The organism is Methylocaldum sp. GT1BB (assembly GCF_051027545.1).
Lineage (GTDB): Bacteria > Pseudomonadota > Gammaproteobacteria > Methylococcales > Methylococcaceae > Methylocaldum.
Genome location: NZ_CP194902.1, coordinates 1,827,600 through 1,845,466 on the forward strand (window position 1 = coordinate 1,827,600; position 17,867 = coordinate 1,845,466).

Annotated in this window: 10 protein-coding genes, 1 pseudogene and 1 riboswitch; of the genes and pseudogenes, 7 read left to right on the forward strand and 4 right to left on the reverse strand. The window is 60.0% G+C overall.

Features of this window, described 5'->3' with window-relative positions; genetic code table 11:
• Positions 1–252: 252 nt before the first annotated feature.
• Positions 253–2,016: a phospholipase D-like domain-containing protein gene (locus ACR2TX_RS09620; protein WP_434131966.1), complete on the forward strand. Its 1,764-nt coding sequence runs from the start codon at positions 253–255 to the stop codon at positions 2,014–2,016.
• Between the two features lie 30 nt (positions 2,017–2,046).
• The gene (locus tag ACR2TX_RS09625) at positions 2,047–3,096 is read left to right on the forward strand and encodes a DUF2278 family protein (RefSeq protein ID WP_077730061.1); all 1,050 of its coding nucleotides are present in this window, start codon (positions 2,047–2,049) and stop codon (positions 3,094–3,096) included.
• Between the two features lie 561 nt (positions 3,097–3,657).
• On the opposite strand, the gene pssA is transcribed toward ACR2TX_RS09625, so the two are convergent.
• Entirely contained in the window at positions 3,658–4,170 is a 513-nt protein-coding gene (pssA, locus tag ACR2TX_RS09630) for a CDP-diacylglycerol--serine O-phosphatidyltransferase (RefSeq protein ID WP_077730081.1), read from the reverse strand.
• 328 nt (positions 4,171–4,498) lie between these two features.
• Here pssA and ACR2TX_RS09635 point away from each other — a divergent pair, with 328 nt between their 5' ends.
• Positions 4,499–5,698, forward strand: coding sequence for a PAS domain-containing sensor histidine kinase (locus ACR2TX_RS09635; RefSeq protein ID WP_347258800.1), 1,200 nt, complete (start codon positions 4,499–4,501; stop codon positions 5,696–5,698).
• Between the two features lie 248 nt (positions 5,699–5,946).
• On the opposite strand, the gene ACR2TX_RS09640 is transcribed toward ACR2TX_RS09635, so the two are convergent.
• Positions 5,947–6,630 (reverse strand): VPLPA-CTERM sorting domain-containing protein, encoded by a 684-nt coding sequence (locus tag ACR2TX_RS09640; protein ID WP_434131968.1) that lies wholly within the window; start codon positions 6,628–6,630, stop codon positions 5,947–5,949.
• Between the two features lie 1,399 nt (positions 6,631–8,029).
• Here ACR2TX_RS09640 and ACR2TX_RS09645 point away from each other — a divergent pair.
• Positions 8,030–9,342 (forward strand): annotated as a pseudogene (locus ACR2TX_RS09645) (IS1380 family transposase).
• A gap of 377 nt (positions 9,343–9,719) precedes the next feature.
• On the opposite strand, the gene ACR2TX_RS09650 reads toward ACR2TX_RS09645, so the two are convergent.
• On the reverse strand, positions 9,720–11,627 hold the full coding sequence (locus ACR2TX_RS09650; RefSeq protein WP_434131972.1) for a bifunctional diguanylate cyclase/phosphodiesterase: 1,908 nt from the start codon (positions 11,625–11,627) through the stop codon (positions 9,720–9,722).
• Entirely contained in the window at positions 11,624–12,292 is a 669-nt protein-coding gene (locus ACR2TX_RS09655) for a transglutaminase-like cysteine peptidase (RefSeq protein WP_434131974.1), read from the reverse strand. Before ACR2TX_RS09655 ends, ACR2TX_RS09650 begins: the two co-directional genes overlap by 4 nt.
• A gap of 1,103 nt (positions 12,293–13,395) precedes the next feature.
• Positions 13,396–13,473, forward strand: a riboswitch (cyclic di-GMP riboswitch).
• Between the two features lie 160 nt (positions 13,474–13,633).
• On the opposite strand from ACR2TX_RS09655, the gene ACR2TX_RS09660 reads away from it, so the two are divergent.
• The 3 genes from ACR2TX_RS09660 to ACR2TX_RS09670 all read left to right on the forward strand — a co-directional run bounded on the left by ACR2TX_RS09660 (position 13,634) and on the right by ACR2TX_RS09670 (position 17,861).
• Positions 13,634–14,404, forward strand: a complete 771-nt coding sequence (locus ACR2TX_RS09660; RefSeq protein WP_434111400.1) for a VPLPA-CTERM sorting domain-containing protein — start codon at positions 13,634–13,636, stop codon at positions 14,402–14,404.
• A 31-nt stretch (positions 14,405–14,435) separates the two neighbouring features.
• Positions 14,436–16,004, forward strand: a complete 1,569-nt coding sequence (locus ACR2TX_RS09665; RefSeq protein ID WP_434131977.1) for a hypothetical protein — start codon at positions 14,436–14,438, stop codon at positions 16,002–16,004.
• A 234-nt stretch (positions 16,005–16,238) separates the two neighbouring features.
• The gene (locus ACR2TX_RS09670; protein WP_434131979.1) at positions 16,239–17,861 is read left to right on the forward strand and encodes a ShlB/FhaC/HecB family hemolysin secretion/activation protein; all 1,623 of its coding nucleotides are present in this window, start codon (positions 16,239–16,241) and stop codon (positions 17,859–17,861) included.
• The last annotated feature ends 6 nt before the right edge of the window (positions 17,862–17,867 follow it).

The following is a 17,867-nucleotide window of genomic DNA, read 5'->3' on the forward strand; positions in this document are numbered from 1 at the left end:
TTAGAGCGTTTTTCATCCCGGTGTACGGCTTCGTGTCGGGCGGGAAAAACGTAGGTCGGCAATCCCTTGCCGACAAAATCCTTTGCCGAGCCGGTACGTCGGCAAGGGATTGCCGACCTACATATCGGGCTCTCTGACACCGAATTGGAAAATGCTCTAGGAGCCGCGGGCGCCGGTTATCGGAGTCGTTCGTCAAAAGCCTTGAGATAACGGTATCGGCCGCTTGACGGCCGGGCACATAATAGGGGGCATATGGAAAAGGTCGCCATCCGTGCATATCCGGCACCGGGAATGATCTTGCTCGCCTTCGATTGGGACGAGGGGAGCCGGCGTAAGGATTTCCTGGGTTTCGCCGCCAGGCGCACACCCGGATTTCGCGATCCCGCGACGCGCCGGTACGCCCCTTCCAGCTGGCTTCTGAACCGCATCGACTTCAACGGTCCGGCCGACCCGGAACAGCCCGATTTTCCCAGCAACGAAGCGCCGATCCAGAAGTTTCTCTGGTGGGACGCACGAATCGGCGATGAAGACCGGGCGGCCGCGAGCGCCGGACGCAATCCGGTTTTTCGATACGAGGTTTTCCCGGTGATCGGCACGCCGGGGAATCTCCAGCCGCTTGCGGAAGCAGCGGGAACGCTCGATGTCACGCTGCCGGCAGAAGTCGAACACGACATCGGCACCTGGTTCAACCGTGCGGTGCTGAGCTCCCAGGGTTTCATGCGGAAGCTGCGCGGCATGGGGCTGGAGCTCGACGACAAACCCAGCGCGGAGCAGGCGCGCGAATTGCGCCGATGGCTGGCCAACGGTCTGGACGGCGTGGTCCCGGCATTTCTCAGGCAGGCGAGAGAGGCGGTCGGGGCGATCTACCATCTGACCGACGAGCTGTTCATCGTTCCTGCGCTGGATACTTTCAGCCGGAATCATTCCCTGGCCCTGGTCTACGACGCAAAGAAAACGGAATCGGCGGACGGTGACAGGGTTTCGCCCAATCAACCGGCGGTGGACCGGCTGAAGGACCGGGTGGCGTTTTTCCCCCGCGACAAGGCCGCCATCATGCACAACAAATACCTGGTGTCGGGCCGCGGGTTGGCCGGCCGTCGCCCCGCGGCAGCGCGGGTCGTGTGCGGTTCCGCCAACTACACCACGGGGGCTTTGTCGACCCAGGCGAATTTGATGCACACCTTCGATTCGTCCGCCCTGGCCGGGCTATATTTCGACCGCTTCAAGCGGCTCAAAGACAATCCGCCTTTGTCATCCCTGGCGCGGAATGCCCGCTGGTCGAGTCCGATTACGGTGGGCGATGCCGGGGTGCGGGTTTTCTTTTCGCCGGAAGCGAGTTCCCAGCGCGAATCCATCGACACCATCGTCGAAGCCATCCATCGGGCCAGGAGTTCGGTGCTTTTCTGCCTGTTCACGCCGACCGACGCCGAGCTTCGCGACGCCTGTTTCATGGCGGGGGACAACGGCAAGATGATGTTCGGACTGGTCAACCGGATCGCCAGGCCGAAAACGGACGAGGCCGTCCGCGCGGACCAGATCGCCGCGCTCGAACTCTACCACCGCTCCCGCCAGGGTCGCGACGTGATCGGCGCGGAGCGTTTCCGCCGGTCGGATACCCCGGAGGGCTTCGATACCGAACTCATGCTGTTTCCGGGGGAAGCGCCGCCGCCGTTCCCGCCGGTCATCATCCATCACAAGTTCATCGTGATCGACGGGGAAACCGCTCAGCCGGTGATCTACTCCGGTTCGGCCAACATGAGCAACAACTCGCTGCACCGGAACGACGAAAACCTGCTGGAAATCCGGGGCTCCCGCCGCATCGCGGCGATCTATCTCGCGGAGTTCTTCCGCCTGTACGAACACTACCGGGCCCGCGCCGCGTATTACCGCGACCGGGAAATGCCATCTTCCGGCCGCCGCACCTTCAAGCTGCGGTCCGATGCCGGTTGGGCCCGCAAGCATTACTCGCCGGGTACGCCGGAATACAAATCGCGCCGGGCGATGGCGCACGAATGACCTCGATCACTCAACACGGAGAAAGCCACCATGCCCCTGAAAAATTATGGCGTCTTGAGAGCGACGCCGGTCGATCGGCATCTCGGGACCGGCGACAACCCCCATTATCAGATTCTGGCGGTGGACGATCAGGATCGGTACCGCCTGGCGGTGAACGTCAAGTCCAAGCTGTGGCCGTCGGAATTGTCCTACCTGATCGTGCCGCACTTCCGGCATCCCATAACCGAGTCGCTGGAACAACTGGAGCCGGGCTGGCACAAGCTGCCCTCGAAGCCCGGCGGAGTCGCGCTGGATTACATCCGCGGCAATCTGTTCGGCTCGTTCGCCGAAATGACGCCTCTCCCGTTTTCCGTGCCCGGCCCGGACAACGACCTCAACGAGAAGATCGACCGCTACGTGCAGCGCGCCATGGCCAGCGAGAACGCCTGGGTGTATGCGTTCGGCGAGCCCTGGGGGCCGGAGAACAAGCGCGACAAGATCTTCGGTTTCGCGCCCGGCCGCGGCGTTCACGACATCCACATGAATCAGGGCAATGCCGACGATTTCGTCAAGGACGACGGCGTCTGGCAGGACGGCGGGCTGCTGTTCTGGTACGCGGACCAGCAGGAATGGGTGGCCCTCTTCCTGAAATTTCAGTCGCAGGCGATTCATACCGATGATCGTACCGGGCATATGTTGCCCGAAGAGCCGGGCGGTCCTCCCGCCGAACACGGCCTTCCGCCCCGGCCGACGCCGGTATGGCCTCCCACCCATGCGGTACCGGACGGCCTGGTGCGTATCGTGGCGGCAAAGGTCAATACGATCGAATCGCCGGAAGACGAAACCGTGATCCTGCTCAATACCTCGCCACGGCCTATCGATCTCGACGGCTGGGCACTGCTGGACCGCGCCAAGCACCGAAAGCCGCTGACGGGCACCCTGAATCCGGGCGAACCGATGATCATCCACGTTCGGCCCGACATCGAATTGTCCAACCAGGGCGGAATCATCTCGCTTCTCAATGCCGAAGGGCTGAAGGTGCACGGCGTGAGCTACACGCGCGATCAGGCACGCGAGCCGGGATGGACGCTCGTGTTTTAGAGCGTTTTCCATCCCGGTGTACGGATTCGTTCCAGGAGGGGAGAACGTAGGTCGGCAATCCCTTGCCGACGTATCGGCTCGGCGAAGGGCTTTGTCGGAAGGGTCGCGACTAAAGCGACCGTTTGCGATTGGAAGGGGCCGATTAAAGGCCCGTTTGCGATTGGAAGGGGCCGATTAAAGGCCCGTTTGCGATTGGAAGGGGCCGATTAAAGGCCCGTTTGCGATTGGAAGGGCAGCTCTGGCGCTCCCAGAGATGCCGTTTGCGATTGGAAGGGTCGCGACTAAAGCGACCGTTTGCGATTGGCAAGGGATTGCCGACCTACATATCCGAATCCCTTACACCGATTCGGAAAACGCTCTAAAGCGTTTTCATCGCGCTCGTATGGCAAAACAGGCTTGGCGGAAGTCGTTGGCGCCTTCAGTTCGGGTGAATGGATTCAAGCATTCGTAGGCCGGCAATCCTTTGCTGGCGAACCCGTTGCCTGCCAAGCTTGCATGTCTCGATGTGCCTAGCCTTGATCGGGCGAGCCGGTGCTCCCGTTACAGCGGAGACAAAGGGACTCAGAAAAGCCGCCGCACTCTAAGGCTGGAAACCATCAGGAAACTTTGCACCAGGAATATCATCGGCCAGGCATTGACACTTTCCGGTACGAACGCGGCGACCAGGAACAGGGTCGGGAACAGGACACCGTTGACCGTGATCGGAACCCCTTCAAAGGCATTGCCCTGCGAAATGTTGTAGCGCGCCAAACGCAGCATTCCGCAGGTGACGAACATGATCAGGATCAGTGTCTTGATCCAGTGATGGGTGTCGATCGAGAAATAGAGAAACGCCGGAGCCACGCCGAATGACACCAGGTCGGCAAGCGAATCCAGTTGTTTGCCGAACAGGTTCTGTTGGTGAAGTAGGGCCGCGATCTTGCCATCCAGGCTGTCGAAGAGCACGGCCAGCACCAGGAAACCGGAGGCCCAGTCCGGATGGCCTTCGGTGGCCAAGAAAATCGACATCAGCCCGGAGGCCAGATTGCTGATGGTAAACAGATCGGCAACTTTTATTAGTTCCAGCATTTTCATGGGATAGATTCCTTCTCGTGATGGTCGTGCTTGCTCAATGTCTCCCGGCCGTTGGTTCTCGGAATAAGACGACATTACTTTTGCGAATCGAAGTTCGTCGTAGCGGCGTAGACGATGTCCTTCGACCTCGTCGCTCACGTCTCTTTTCCGGCGAGCTCATCGGATCATGCCCAGACGTTATGACGCAGCCATGACAGCGCAAGTTTTCCAGACCTTTCGCCACGCGCCATCCGATCGGCCGAAACAAAAGGGCGCTATCAATGTCGTATCAGCCGAAAGGATTCGCCAGTGGTACACGCCTACTACGGAACTGGAGTCAAGATCAGTGATGCCTTGTCAAATGAACGGCTTCTCCGGCAACCGCTATGCGGACTTCTATGAGTTCGCGCCCGTGGGTTACGTAGGTTTGGATGCGTGCGGCATCATTCGTGCCCTGAACGCGACCGGCGCGCGCCTGCTCGGTGGTCAACGGGATCATTTCCTCGGTTCTCTCTTTCTTTACCTCATCGCCGAACAAGACCGCCATCAGTTCCTGCAACATCTCCGGGACTGCCGGATATGCGGCACCGGCCTGACCGAGCTCACCTTGCTAACCGTCGAGGGACGAGGATTGCCGGTCGTGCTGGACAGTCGAATGGGCGCGCCAGACGATTCCGGGACGGATGTTCATTACTGGGTCTCGATAATCGATGTCAGCGAGCGGAAGAAGGCCGAAGCGGCCGTACGAAAGGCGCAAATCGAACTGGCTGAGCGGGCTCTCCAGCTCGAGGCCGCCAATCGCGCCCTGCACGAATCCGAGCGTCGCAAGGACGAGTTTCTTGCCATGCTGGGGCACGAACTCCGGAATCCCCTGGCGCCCATACGCAACGCCATGGCGATCATGCGGAAACTCGATGCGCCGGACTCCCAGCTTCGATGGGTACGGGACGTGGTCGACCGGCAGGTCACTCAGTTGGCGAGGCTCGTGGACGATCTTTTGGATGTCTCGCGGATCGTTCAAGGCAAGCTGACTCTGCGCAGAGTGCCTATGGATTTGACGGTGGTGATCGATCAGGCGGTTGAGACCTGTAAGCCGCTCATGGACCAGCGCCACCACCGTTTTACGGTTTCGTTGCCTGCTGATCCGATTCGGCTCGAGATTGACGCTGCGCGCCTGGTACAAGCAATCTCGAACCTCTTATCGAATGCCGCCAAGTACACCCCGGAAGGCGGCTTCATTTGGCTTACCGCATTCGTTGAAGATAGGAATGCGGTTATTTGCGTTCGCGATACCGGAGAGGGAATTCCCAGCGCGTTATTGCCCCGCCTGTTCGACGCCTTCACTCAAGCCGACCGCACTCTGGACCGCTCTCAGGGAGGATTGGGGTTGGGGCTGACCATCGTGCAAAAAATCGTCGAATTGCATGGCGGACAGGTCGAGGCCCGCAGCGAAGGGCAGGGAAAGGGCAGTGAATTCGTGGTGCGGTTGCCGCTCGATTCGCCTACGTCCTTGCCGCAAGAGGCAAGCACCGATTCCGTGGCGGATTGATGCTTTTAAGGAAGCTCTGAACAAGTGGAATCCGTTCATGCCCTTCGACGATGCTCAGGACAGGCCCTTCGACAGGCTCAGGACAGGCCCGTCGAAGGACTTAATCAGAGCTTCCTTAAGTGGCATCTTACGATTCCAGTTCGGCAGCCGTCGCAGGTCGGCAATCCTTTGCCGACAAACGCGATCGACGTGCAAAGCGGCGGCTCGGAGAGCAGTCTGATCCAAAATGGCGAGATCTGCGCCTTGATTCAGCAGCGTGCCTGATTTTTCTTGGCCGCCATCACGCTGGTCAAACCGGCGAGTCCGGAGGCCAAGAGCCACACGGCCGCGGGCAAAGGCACCGGGGCCGGTTCGCCGCCGGACAGAACCGCGCCGATGGTCACGCGGATCGCGTTCAGATCGATCCAGGCCTCACCCTGACTGCCCACCGGAACGGCCCCCAGCATCGTCGTCAAGAGGACGTCCAGTTCTTCGCTCCGGGCGATCGACTGCTCGAACAGCGTGGTCCAGCTGCCCGCCTTTTCGCCGCCGCTGCCGCCGAGGCGGAAGGATTTTTCACCCGAGTCGCGGAACAGCTCGTCGTTGGTAAAATCGTCGAGCCGGAGCCGACTGCTGGCCGAAACGCTGCTGTTCTTTCCGGCGAGTGCGTAGTCGCCGCCCTCCGCCAAGTGAAACTGATCGATCAGAAATCCGTCCTTGGCGATGACCTGAAATTCCATGGTTTCCCTTAGGCGCTGGGAAGCCGAGGCGGCAGAACGATCGGAAAAGGCGAAGCTCAGGGTATCGCCGTCGATGGACGGTGTCCCGAAGTAATCCAGGTCCTCGTCCGCAAACTGGAAATAAACCGATTGGCCTTCCAGCAGGGCGGCCTGCGCGGCAGCCCCGCTGAAAAAGATAAAAATGCCTGTGATTGCACCGATAAATGTCTTCATGAGCAGTGACTCCTTACAGTCAGTTTAAAACGCAACGAAAAACCCGAATTCCAAACATTCCCTCGTATCTCTCGTCCTACAAAAGCGGCGACCCTATACGTCTGCGAAAGGCGCGTAGAGGTATGACGGGCGACGATGCCCGGATTTCCACACTCCAATTCCACCTATCCCTGCCTGGTTTATCGATTCGGCGAGATAACCAAGATAAGGCTGTTTCCGAACGACCTTTGATACCCCCCAAAATGCTCTGACAAGCCTCGATATACCGTTCCTATCCCAAACGGCCTCTCCGCTGGCGCCCAAGCTTCGGCTTGGGCGCCCCGCCCGAGAAGCTCCCGCTTCTCAACGTCGGTTCCCAAACGGGAGTTTGGGAACCAGCACACACCCAGTGCAGGTCGCTTCAGTCGTACACCCTCAACCGACAGCACGCTTTCTATGCCTTTGGGTTCCAGGGCGTCGCTCGATGATTTCCGGCGCTTTCATGCCGAAAAGGTCAACGACAAAAAAATCTTTCAGTTTTTGTTTATTAAATCGAAGTTCTGTGAAGATTTTGTTAAGGGTCTGTGACATTTTGAGAAATTTCGATGGCGGCCTATTGGTGGTTCGGAATGTGGTCGCTCTTGGCCCCGGCGGACGGCTCCGGGACCGATGGCGAACCAGAACATGCGAGAGGGCGTATACGGCGTTTTCGTAACAGGCGGCGTGAGCTGCTTGCTGAATAGCAGTCCGACGTCGATCCGCGTTTAGGTGAAAAGTCTCCCGTCGGATTCGGATTTCTAAGGATTCAGCTGCAAACTCTGAGCCAAGGACTCGTGTTTCGCTGAATCAATGGGATAGGATGAAAATCTACGGTGGACGTAAAATTCGCTGACGCCTGGAAAATACCCCAGGCGCACCGTTTCAGGTATTTTTCCAAATCGCTTTCAATCAGGAATTGTTTTGTAGGGCGGGTTAGGCCGCGAGGCCGTAACCCACCGAACGGCCTCGGATCGGTGGGTTACGCTTCGCTAACCCACCCTACGATAATGTTCGCTTGAATGTCGAATGGATTTACAAGGCGTCTGAAGCGATCCGTTCGTCGCCGGGAAGAGACATCCCCTCCGGCAGGCGAATTTTCCGGTTTGGTGTAGCGTCTCCAGTAAGTCGGGAAGGGATTCCCGACCTACTGACTTAGTCCGGCCGCCATTTTGGAGTGCGGAGCGGCTTTCCCAATTCACACCGCTAAGCCACGGTGGAGAACGTTCTAGGGCGTTTTCATCTCGCTCGTACGGCAAAACAGGCTTGGCGGACGTCGTTGGCGCCTTCGGCTAGCCTGGATATTTCATGAAAGGAGGGGTGGCGGAATCGAAAAGCCCTTAAAATTCAACTGCTGACATCGAATTTGTGAGGAGATTCCGCCGTGACACATTGTACCGGACAAATCGAGCTGTTTGCGCCCGTGGCACGCCGCCGCATCGATGTGGCCTTCGACGGGGCGCTGTGACCAGCGATGCCGGAGTGCTGCTGTTGCGGCAGGTCGATCGCAAGCTGGGTTTGCTGGACAGCGTGGCCCAACGCTTGAAGGACCCGCGTGATCCCAGCCGGTGTGCCCACGCCGTGCTCCACCTGCTGCGACAGCGGGTTTATGGCCTGTGCCAAGGCTATGAAGACCTCAACGATCACGACACCTGGCGCCATGACCTGGCGTTGCAGACGGCCTGTGAACGGCTGTCGCCCGGTGCCTCCAGCCCCACCTTGTGCCGCTTGGAAAACCGGATGGATCGGGCGGCGGCCCTGGCGATCCATGAGGTGTTTGTCGAGCAGTTCATCGCTTCATTTCCGACGCCGCCGGATCAGCTCATCCTGGATTTCGACGCGACCGATGATCCGGTCCATGGGCATCAGGAAGGCCGGTTCTTCCATGGCTACTATGACCACTATTGCTTCCTGCCGCTTTACGTCTTTTGCGGCGATCAGTTGTTGGTCAGCTATCTCAGGCCCTCGAAGATCGACGCGGCCAAGCACGCCGGGGCGATCCTGAAAGCTCTGGTGCAACGGCTGCGTGCCGTCTGGCCCGAGGTGAAAATCATCTTCCGGGCCGATTCGGGCTTCTGCCGACGGCGGATTCTGGCCTGGTGCGAACGCCACGGCGTCGGTTATCTCGTGGGCCTGGCCAAGAACAACCGCCTTTTGAAGCTTGCGGCGCCTTGGCGCCAGGCAGCGCAAACCCAATTTGCCGCCACCTCGGAAAAACAGCGGGTCTTCGGTGAGTTTGCCTATACCGCCGGCACCTGGAAACACCCCCGCCAGGTGATCCTCAAAGCCGAGCATGGACCCCAAGGCGAAAATCCAAGGTTCCTGGTCACCAACCTGGCGGGCGACTCCCAAGCGCTGTACGAAGACGTCTATTGTGCGCGGGGCGACATGGAAAACCGGATCAAGGAACAGCAACTCGGCTTGTTCGCGGACCGCACCAGTTGTCACGTCTGGTGGGCCAACCAATTCCGGCTGCTGCTCGCCTCGCTCGGCTACCTCTTGTTGGAAGCCCTTCGTCGCCTCGGCCTCGCCGGTACCGAACTCGCTCGGGCGCAGTGTTCCACTCTCAGGGGCAAGCTCCTCAAAATCGGTGGCGTGATCCTTCGAAATACCCGTCGCATTCGCTTCCTGTTGCCGAATGCTTACCCCTGGCAGGCGCTGTTCTGGCACATCGCCGAGCGCTTTGCCCCCGGCTGAGCCGGGCCGAGTGGGTTCCCCGGCACGTTGATTCTCTGGGGGTAAGGGGGACGTTTGCCTGAAATTCAGACTTTCACCCCAAACGAGCACTCAACACGCCTTTTTCTGGTCCCGAACCCAGAACGCGACCGGCCTCCTACCTTCACTGAGGTCCTGATGAAATATTCAGGCTAGGGTAGATCGATTCAATCTTTCGTAGGTCGGCAATCCTTTGCCGACGAACCCGTTGGCCCAACGGCGGCGTCGGGAAGGGGGGCTTCGGCGCTCCCGAAGACGCCGTTTGCGATTGGAAGGGTCGCGACTAAAGCGACCGTTTGCGATTGGGAAGGGATTCCCGACCTACTCGCCAGTGCCCGTACAGTAGGTATGAAAACGTTCTAGCTCGCCTTCTCGAACACACGGCCTTGCACCGCGTCGAACCCGAGGCCAAAAAGCAGATCGGCCTCGTCCTCCCGTTCCACGCCGGTGGCGGCAACGCGGATACCCAACTCTCGTGCGTATTGGCATAGCGCCTTGAGCAGGGCCTGATTGCCGGCGTCATCGAATATCCGGCGGCAGAGAGCCCCTTCCACCTTTACCCAATCCGGCATCAATTCGTTTAACCAGGCCAGTGCGCCGGGATAGGGCATGAAGCGATCCAGCACGAACCGAAAACCGTCTCTCCTGAGCTCGCTAACGGACTCGGCCGCTTGCGGGGCTAAAATCAGCCGATTCAAGGGGACTTCTATGGCCAGATTTGATCGAGCGGGCACTTTATGTCTAAAAGATTGAGCGAATCCCGGCTGCATGATGGTGGCCACCGACAAATTGACGGACCACGCCGCTTCGGGTTTTTCCGCCATCGCTTCCTGAAGGCGCGCGACGACAAGTTTGTCCAGCATCGGAGCCAGATCGGTTTCCTCGGCAATGTGCCCCAAGGCGCCCGCGGAAAGCCGTAATCCATTTTCCGTCACGATGCGCGCGAACACCTCGTAATGCTCGGGTGCCGAAGCGTTCCGGCACATGAGCGGCTGCCGCTCCAGTTCCACTTGACCGTTGTCCAAAGCCTGCCGCAGCAATGCGAGCCGGCCGCTCCCGCCCGGCGTCGGATCTGCCTCCGCAATCCGAAAGCTCCCGCTGGACCCCATCTGCGCGTCGCGCAGCGCAGCGTCCGCCCGGGCAAGAAGTGCCGTGCTGCTATCGCCGGAAGAGAGGGCCGCCCCGATATGGACGGTGCAGGACGAAGCGATTCCGGTCTCGAGCAAAGCCATCACCGTCGATTGGGCGAGGTGATGGGTCAGATCGTTCAGGCAATCGGCATCGGCGTGCTCCAACAGCACGGCAAACTGCGCGCCGTCTATTCGCGCCGCCGAGCCGTGCGTCTTTTCGGCGACAGCTTCCACAACATCGGCGAGAAATTTGACGACAAGATCTCCCGTATCGCGTCCGAATCGGCGATTGCATTCCGCCAGTCCGGTGAGCTGAAGGATGGCAATGGCGTGCTGCGTTCCGGATATTGCCAGGGCCGCGTCCAGCGATGCGAGAAAATACGCGCGATTGAAAAGACCGGTTTGCCGGTCGTGGTGGAGATCCCGCTGTAGTTTCTCGATGGTTTCCATCTTCGCGTTCAGCATGCGCCGCACCGCTTCCGACATACGGTTGAACGCCGAGCCGATATGATGCAGTTCGCGAATACGGGGCAGCTCCGCCAAAGGCTCGAACTTGCCTTCGCCGATGCGAAGCGCCAGATTTTCGAGCCGGTCCAGCGGACGTAATGCCTTTTGCAGCAGCCATACCGACAGCAGCGCGGAGATCAGCCAGAAACCCAGAGTCCAGCCCAGGATGGACCAGGTCATCTGCCAAAGTTGGCTATATCCGAAACCGGGATGGCTGGCCACGTCGACCACGGCTGAAAGTTTCCAGCCGGCCATCGATTCGGCCCGACCCGCGGGAGCGTCGAACGGCACGCGGCTGATGAACCACTCGGGAGCGCCGTCCACTTTCAAGGGGAGTTCCCGCTCCACGACGGATTCGCCGTTGGGGCGGATCACGGCGATACGCCGGTAGTAGCCGCTATCGTAGAGAGCGTCCACCGCATTGGCCACCGCCGCGGTGTCGTTGCTCGCCAGCGCGGGCGATAGTTCCAGCGCCAGAGTGGTTGCCGTTTCTTGCGCATGAGCGTGCAACTGGCGTTGCAGAAAGCCGTGGGTATTCACCAGGCCGGTGGCGAAAAGAGCCAGCCCCAGCAGCAGAAACAGCAGACCGAGCAGCAGGACCAGCAGGGTTTTCAGGCTCATCGTCGTCATCGAATCGCTCCCGTCTTTTCGTGGTGCATGCGCGCCAACAGATCGTTCCAGTGGCGTATGTCGGACGCTTCACCCAGCTTGCCATGCTGCCCGCGCTGCTTGGCCGACCACAACCCCTCCGCATTGAAGCTCATGGTCGGCGCTAGATCGGTCCGCGCGGCGGCCGGCCGGATATCGCCGATCAGATTGTCCAAAATCAGCGGTTCGGATTCCGGGGCGGGATAGTAGGCCAGGACCATGTGCGGCTCCATGCGGCTCAGCTGTGGCCGCCAGACCCGGACATAAGTGACCCGCAATCGGTCGGGAGCCACTCCTGCCGCTCGAAGGGTGAAATATTTGGCCAGGGCGAAATCCTCGCAGTCGCCGCCGTTGGCGGCCAGGAGTTCCACCGGAGTCGCCCAGTAGTCGCGGCGCGCCCATTGGTCAGAGTCGGAGATGTTCGGCAGCCGGTTGAAGAAATCGTTAACCTGCGCCAGCTTCTCGTGCTCGCCGGCACCACCCAGATGCAGAACCAGGTCGCGCCACGCCGACAGACGTTCCACCGCCGCAAGGCCATAGCGCTGGCCGACCAGTTCCAAGGTTCGTGCATTGGGGAGCAGGTCCATTTCGACGCCCGCCACGGCAAGGACCGCAAAAGCGGCGCTCCATAAAAATAAGCGTTTCAAGAGCTATCGGGGGTGATTTGAAGGAAGCGTATCTTGCCCCATCTCGGCGAAATTTCGCCACCTCATATCCCGGTAGTCGATCGTTTTTCACCGAAGTATAGCGATGCGGCTTGGGAAACCGCCCGTACCTCTAAGTACCTATCTCAGTAGGCCGTTCGCCCTGAGCCGAGGCGAAGGGCCTGTCCTGAGCAGAGTCGAAGGGTTTTTGAAACCTACTGGGAAGGCTCTAAATGTAGGCCGAAACGAGCGGCCGTAGATCGGCAATCCCTTGCCGACGAAGGCGTTCGGATGCAGGCCCGGCTAAGCGTCAGCGCTTGATGGCAAACGGTCGCTGCTATACAGGTCAGCGGACCGCCATTCCGGTATGGATTTTCGCTGGCTCCCAAGCTTCCGCCTGGGAGCTATACCCGAGCAGCTCGAGCTTCTCGAAACATCATTCGAATCGAGAAGCGGGAGCTTCTCAACGTCGGTTCCCAAACGGGAGTTCGGGAACCAGCCTAACGACGGAGGCATGCCGGATCAATCGGTTGCGGGCCGGCTGGCACCGAACCGCGGAGTAGGTCGGGAATCCCTTCCAATCGCAAACGGTGTCTCCAATCGCAAACGATCGGTTCGGGAGCACCGAACCGATCCTTCCAGGAGCGCCGGAGCCACCCTTCCAATCGCAAACGGTCGCTTTAATCGCGACCCTTCCCGACGGGATTTGTCGGCAAAGGATTGCCGACCTACCGACCCGATGCGCCGGGCAAGGCGCTCGGAAGAAGTCAGGTCCGGCGGTGCCCTTCCTCGATTCCCCCGCCTTCATGTTGCGAATCCGTAAAGTCGTTCAGCGAAAAAGCTACAGCCGGGGCAGCTTGCAATCATCTGCGACTTAAAGTTTTGAAAAAAAAACACAGCACGCAAATGTAATCCAAAACAAAGACTTAGTTGATGCGCGGGAGCCGTGCGTTGAGTTTTTTCAAAAAATTTCATCGGTGTCACACAAACTTAACTTGGTTGTAAAAAAGCGACATTAAAGTCTGTCTCGCCTTCAAAGGGACGGAAGAAAACCGCAGTGCGGTTCAGTTGCGGCCGGGGAGCAGGAGCCCGGTCCAGGAGGGTTGCTAGGACAAAGCCACACTCGTCGCGAGGCGGGGCCGGAAAGCCACGGGTCTTGATTGCAAGATAGCCGGGTTGCCACACCAACGTTGATGGCAGCCCGGCTTTTTTGTTTTCGGTGCCTGAAAAACGGCACAAAAAAGCCGGTCGCCGAAAAGCGACCGGCGAAAACGGCCCTGCAGATAAACCTTGAGAAGACGTCTGCAAGGTATTTTCAACCGCAATTTTAAACAAGGCATGGAAATGAACAAACTGAAAGCGATTACCGCCGGCGTGCTATTGGCTTTGGGCGCCACCGGCGCAGAAGCGTCGATTAGCGATGGGCAGTATCCGAACGTGGGCGAATTGTTCGTGTCGATTTTCGATCCCAGCGCGAACGGCGGCCTGGGTCGCACCTACTTCCGCGATCTCGACGTTTCACTCACTGACGTGCTGAACGCCGGTTCGAACTGGGCGTTCAGCGTCAATCTGGGTGCTGACGCCAATTATGCCGGCTTTGCCGGCAAGGCAGACCTGCAGTACAACATCGCCGCCGTGTACACCCTCGACGAGGGCGGTGCCAATATCGATCAATGGGGTATTCTGGCTACCGGGTCTTCGTTCAACGGCGGTTTCGGTAATGTTTTATCCACGATTACCAACATTCAGGGCTATATCAGCAAACTGAACACCGCGCTGGGCGACAACGTGTCGGGCGTCGTGGATAACGGGCTGCCGCAGTCCTGGGACGACGGCAACTGGGGTCCGCTGATGGGCGCCGCTCCCAGCGTGTTCGCCTCCACCGCCGGCGGCGTCGACCTGGCAACCCTTTTCTTCCACGTGACCAATAACACCGGCGACGACAGCGACGGCATCGTCAATCAGATTGCCGGGCGCTGGCTGCTGTCGAGCAACGGCACCCTGGAATTCGGCCCGGCCGGCTCCTCTCCGGTACCGGTTCCCGCGGCGATCTATCTGCTTGGCTCCGCTCTGGCCGGCTTGACCCTGGTCAGCCGCCGCGGCCAGAAAGCGTAATCTCCCAAATATCCTTAACGGAGAAAATTCGATGAAAGTCAATCGTTTGTCTGTCGCCATGGCGGCAACGGCGCTGCTCGGCGCCGGCGAAGCCTTCGCTCTCGCTCCCGGCGCGGCCGTGGATATCGAAATCTGGGCATCCGGCGCCACCGCACAGGACAAGGGCGTGGAAGCGCTCTTTTCCGAACTCTGCGTGGCCGGAACCCTGGATATCTACCGCGACAACGCCAACGCGTCCAAGCCGGGAGCGCAGCACTCGGCTTATTTCTGCCGGCTCGACTCCACCAAGGTGACCGGCCTCGGCACCGTAAATCCGAACGTGTTGTTCCACAAGCGTTCTCAGGGCGGCTCGGCGCAGGGCGTAACGCCGCTGATTCTCGATCAGGCGATCACGCACATGGAGATCAACAACGGCAACTGCACCAAGACCGCGCCCGACAGCTTCTACCGCTGCCGAGTCAGCAGCGCGGGCGACACCATTCTGCACGAGTCGGATCTCGGCGTAAGCGACGTCAACCCGGATCTGTTCCGCGGGGTCAACGCGCCCAGGGAGGACGGCGTGAAGCAGCCGGATGTCACGACCGCCCAGGTTTCGAGCTTGCTGGACGTGACCCCGGCCGCGGGCCTGGTGTTCGGCATTCCGGTAACGCTGTCTCTTTATACCGCCCTGCAGGACGCGCAGATGGACCAGGGCCGGATCCCCGCCGGTTGCGCGCTGGGGGATGACAGCAATCCCGATTGCATGCCCAGCCTCAGCTCCGAGCAAGTGGCTTCGCTGCTGGCCGGCAAGGTGCAGAACTGGAACCGGTTCAAGGTTCAGATCGGCGCGGCGTCCGTCAACTTTTTCGACAATTATTCCGGCGGCATGAATCTGACCGACAACAAGGTGGCCATCTGCCGCCGCGTCGACGGTTCTGGCACGCAGGCGCAAGCCAACGCGGTGTTCCTGAACAATCCGTGCATGAGCGGCGCGGTCAATCCGGTGGGCGGTACCAATAACTTGAGCGGACCGATCGTGCCCTCGACCAACCTCGCCCTGAACGGCGTCGGCCAGTCGGGCTCCGGGGACGTGGACAACTGCCTGGCCGATTTCAACGACGGCACCAACACCGGCGGATCTGGTAACACGTCCAAGCGCTGGGCGATCGGCATCCAGAGCCTGGAGAAGAACTCCGGCAGGGATAAGAACGGCAATCCCATTGCCCGCAAGAACTACCGCTTCGTGAAGATCGACGGCGCCGCGCCGACGCTGGCCGAGGTCGCTGCCGGCCGCTACCCGGACTGGGTGGAGCAGACCTTCCAGTGGCGCAAGGCTTCGGTGGGCGGCCCGACGGGAGACGTGCTGACGATCCTGCAGAAGATCGCTCAGGACGCCAGCAAGCCGTCGATCGTGAAAGACCTGAACGTGGAGTTCAACCATCCGTTCGGCCAGTCGGGCTTCCTGGCTCTCAGCACCAACGGCACCAACGCCCAGACCTTCCCATTCGATGCGGCCAACAATCCGACGATCAACCTGACCCATAAACAGGGTTCTTCGCTGGACAACTGCCGCGCGCCGACGGTCAACACCACTGCCAACAAAAATCTGTTGGATCTGTAAAGGACAAGGGACCGGCTGGGATGCCTGAAGGGCCGCGGGCCATTCGGCTCGCGGCCAAGGCAGGGAAGGGGGATGGGGCTTTTCGCCCATCCCCCGCTTGCGTTTGTGCGGCGAGCGATCGAAGAGAGGCCTAACGGATGTTTTCGGTCCGGCGAGCCGCGATTGCGAAGGTGCCCCGCAGGGGCGGATAGAAGAAGTAGAAAAACCTTGTTTATACGTTTTCCGAATTCGAGCTTGCCGAAGATAAGTTGCACGTCCTTGTTTGTGCTTCTCTTGTCGGGGTTCGGCGAAGCCTGGGCGGAACCGCCCGGCGCCGGCACCGCCGCGCCCGATGCGGCGACAGAAGTTCCGGCGGAACAGCCGATTTTCGACGTCATGGAATACCTGGTCGAGGGAAATACCGTGCTGGAATCGAAGACCGTCGAAAAGACGGTCTACCCCTTTCTTGGGCCGGGCAAGAGCATCGACGACGTGGAGAAGGCTCGGGAGGCGCTCGAAGCGGCATACCACAAAGCCGGCTTTCAGACGGTTTTGGTGGATATTCCGGAACAGGACGTCGATCAGGGCATCGTTCGGCTCCAGGTGACGGAAGGACAGGTGGAGCGGCTCAAGATCACCGGATCGCGATATTACTCTCTCGGAAAGATCAGAGAGGGCGTGCCGGCACTCGCAAAAGGGGAGATTCCCAATATGCCGGCGGTGCAGGGCCAGCTCGCAAAACTAGGGGGCGAATCGCCGGACCGGGAGATCACGCCGATCCTCCGCGCGGGATCGACGCCGGGCAAGCTGGAAGTGGAGTTGCAGGTGAAGGACCGATTACCGCTGCACGGCAGCGTGGAGATGAACGGCCGCAACAGCGAGGGCACGAGCCGTTCCCGGCTGATCGCCTCGCTGCGTTACGACAATCTCTGGCAGCGCTTCCATAGCGCGTCCCTGCAATACCAAGTAAGTCCCGAAAACTACGACGAAGTGGAAGTGTGGGCCGGAACCTACGTGTTGCCCACCGGAATCGCCGATACCCGGCTGGCACTGTATGGCGTCGGCATCAGTTCCAACACTCAGATCGCCACCGCGGGAGCTTTGTCGGTAGTGGGTACCGGCAACATTTTCGGCTTGCGCGTGGTGAAACCGCTAGAGCCGCTCGACGGCTATTTTCACAGCCTCACTTTCGGATTCGACTACAAGGAATTCAATCAGGGCCTGAGCCTGGTGGGGCAGGATCAGCAGAACACGCCCATCACCTACGCTCCCTTTACCTTGAGCTACGACGGCACGTGGCGGGACGAGTCCGCCGTGACCGCCATGAGCCTTGCCTCCCATTTTTCCGTCCGCGGACTCGGAAACGAGCAGAAGGAATTCGAGGACAAGCGCTTCGGCGCCCGAGCGAATTATCTGTACTTCACGGCCGATTTGAGACACGAGCGGGAGCTTCCGCTCGGCTTGCGGTTCCTCGCCAAGGGGGCCGGGCAGGTAACCGACTCGCCCCTCATCAGCAACGAGCAGTTCGCGGTGGGCGGACCGCAGAGCGTCCGGGGTTACTACCAAACCCAGCAGTTGGGCGACCATGGCGTGAACCTGTCGGTCGAACTGCAAAGCCCGGCGCTGATCGCGGAAGGATGGGGTTTCACGCATCAGCTGCGGGCGCTGGCGTTTTTCGACTGGGCCTATCTGTGGATCGTCGATCCGCTTCCGGCCAATCCGAGCTTTTATCGGCTTGCGTCCGCCGGCGCGGGTTTGAGGCTTCGGATGTTTCAGCATGTGACGGGCGAGCTGGATTGGGGGTATCCGCTGTATTCGCAGGGCACGGTGGACGTGGGCGAACAGCGGGTGGATTTTCGCGTGGCCTACGAGTTCTGATTCCTA

Coding starts and splice junctions, on each gene's coding strand:
- ACR2TX_RS09620 (WP_434131966.1), top strand. CDS start 253: ATGGAAAAGGTCGCCATCCGTGCATATCCGGCACCGGGAATGATCTTG.
- ACR2TX_RS09625 (WP_077730061.1), top strand. CDS start 2,047: ATGCCCCTGAAAAATTATGGCGTCTTGAGAGCGACGCCGGTCGATCGG.
- pssA (WP_077730081.1), bottom strand. CDS start 4,170: ATGAAAATGCTGGAACTAATAAAAGTTGCCGATCTGTTTACCATCAGC.
- ACR2TX_RS09635 (WP_347258800.1), top strand. CDS start 4,499: ATGCCTTGTCAAATGAACGGCTTCTCCGGCAACCGCTATGCGGACTTC.
- ACR2TX_RS09640 (WP_434131968.1), bottom strand. CDS start 6,630: ATGAAGACATTTATCGGTGCAATCACAGGCATTTTTATCTTTTTCAGC.
- ACR2TX_RS09650 (WP_434131972.1), bottom strand. CDS start 11,627: ATGACGACGATGAGCCTGAAAACCCTGCTGGTCCTGCTGCTCGGTCTG.
- ACR2TX_RS09660 (WP_434111400.1), top strand. CDS start 13,634: ATGAACAAACTGAAAGCGATTACCGCCGGCGTGCTATTGGCTTTGGGC.
- ACR2TX_RS09665 (WP_434131977.1), top strand. CDS start 14,436: ATGAAAGTCAATCGTTTGTCTGTCGCCATGGCGGCAACGGCGCTGCTC.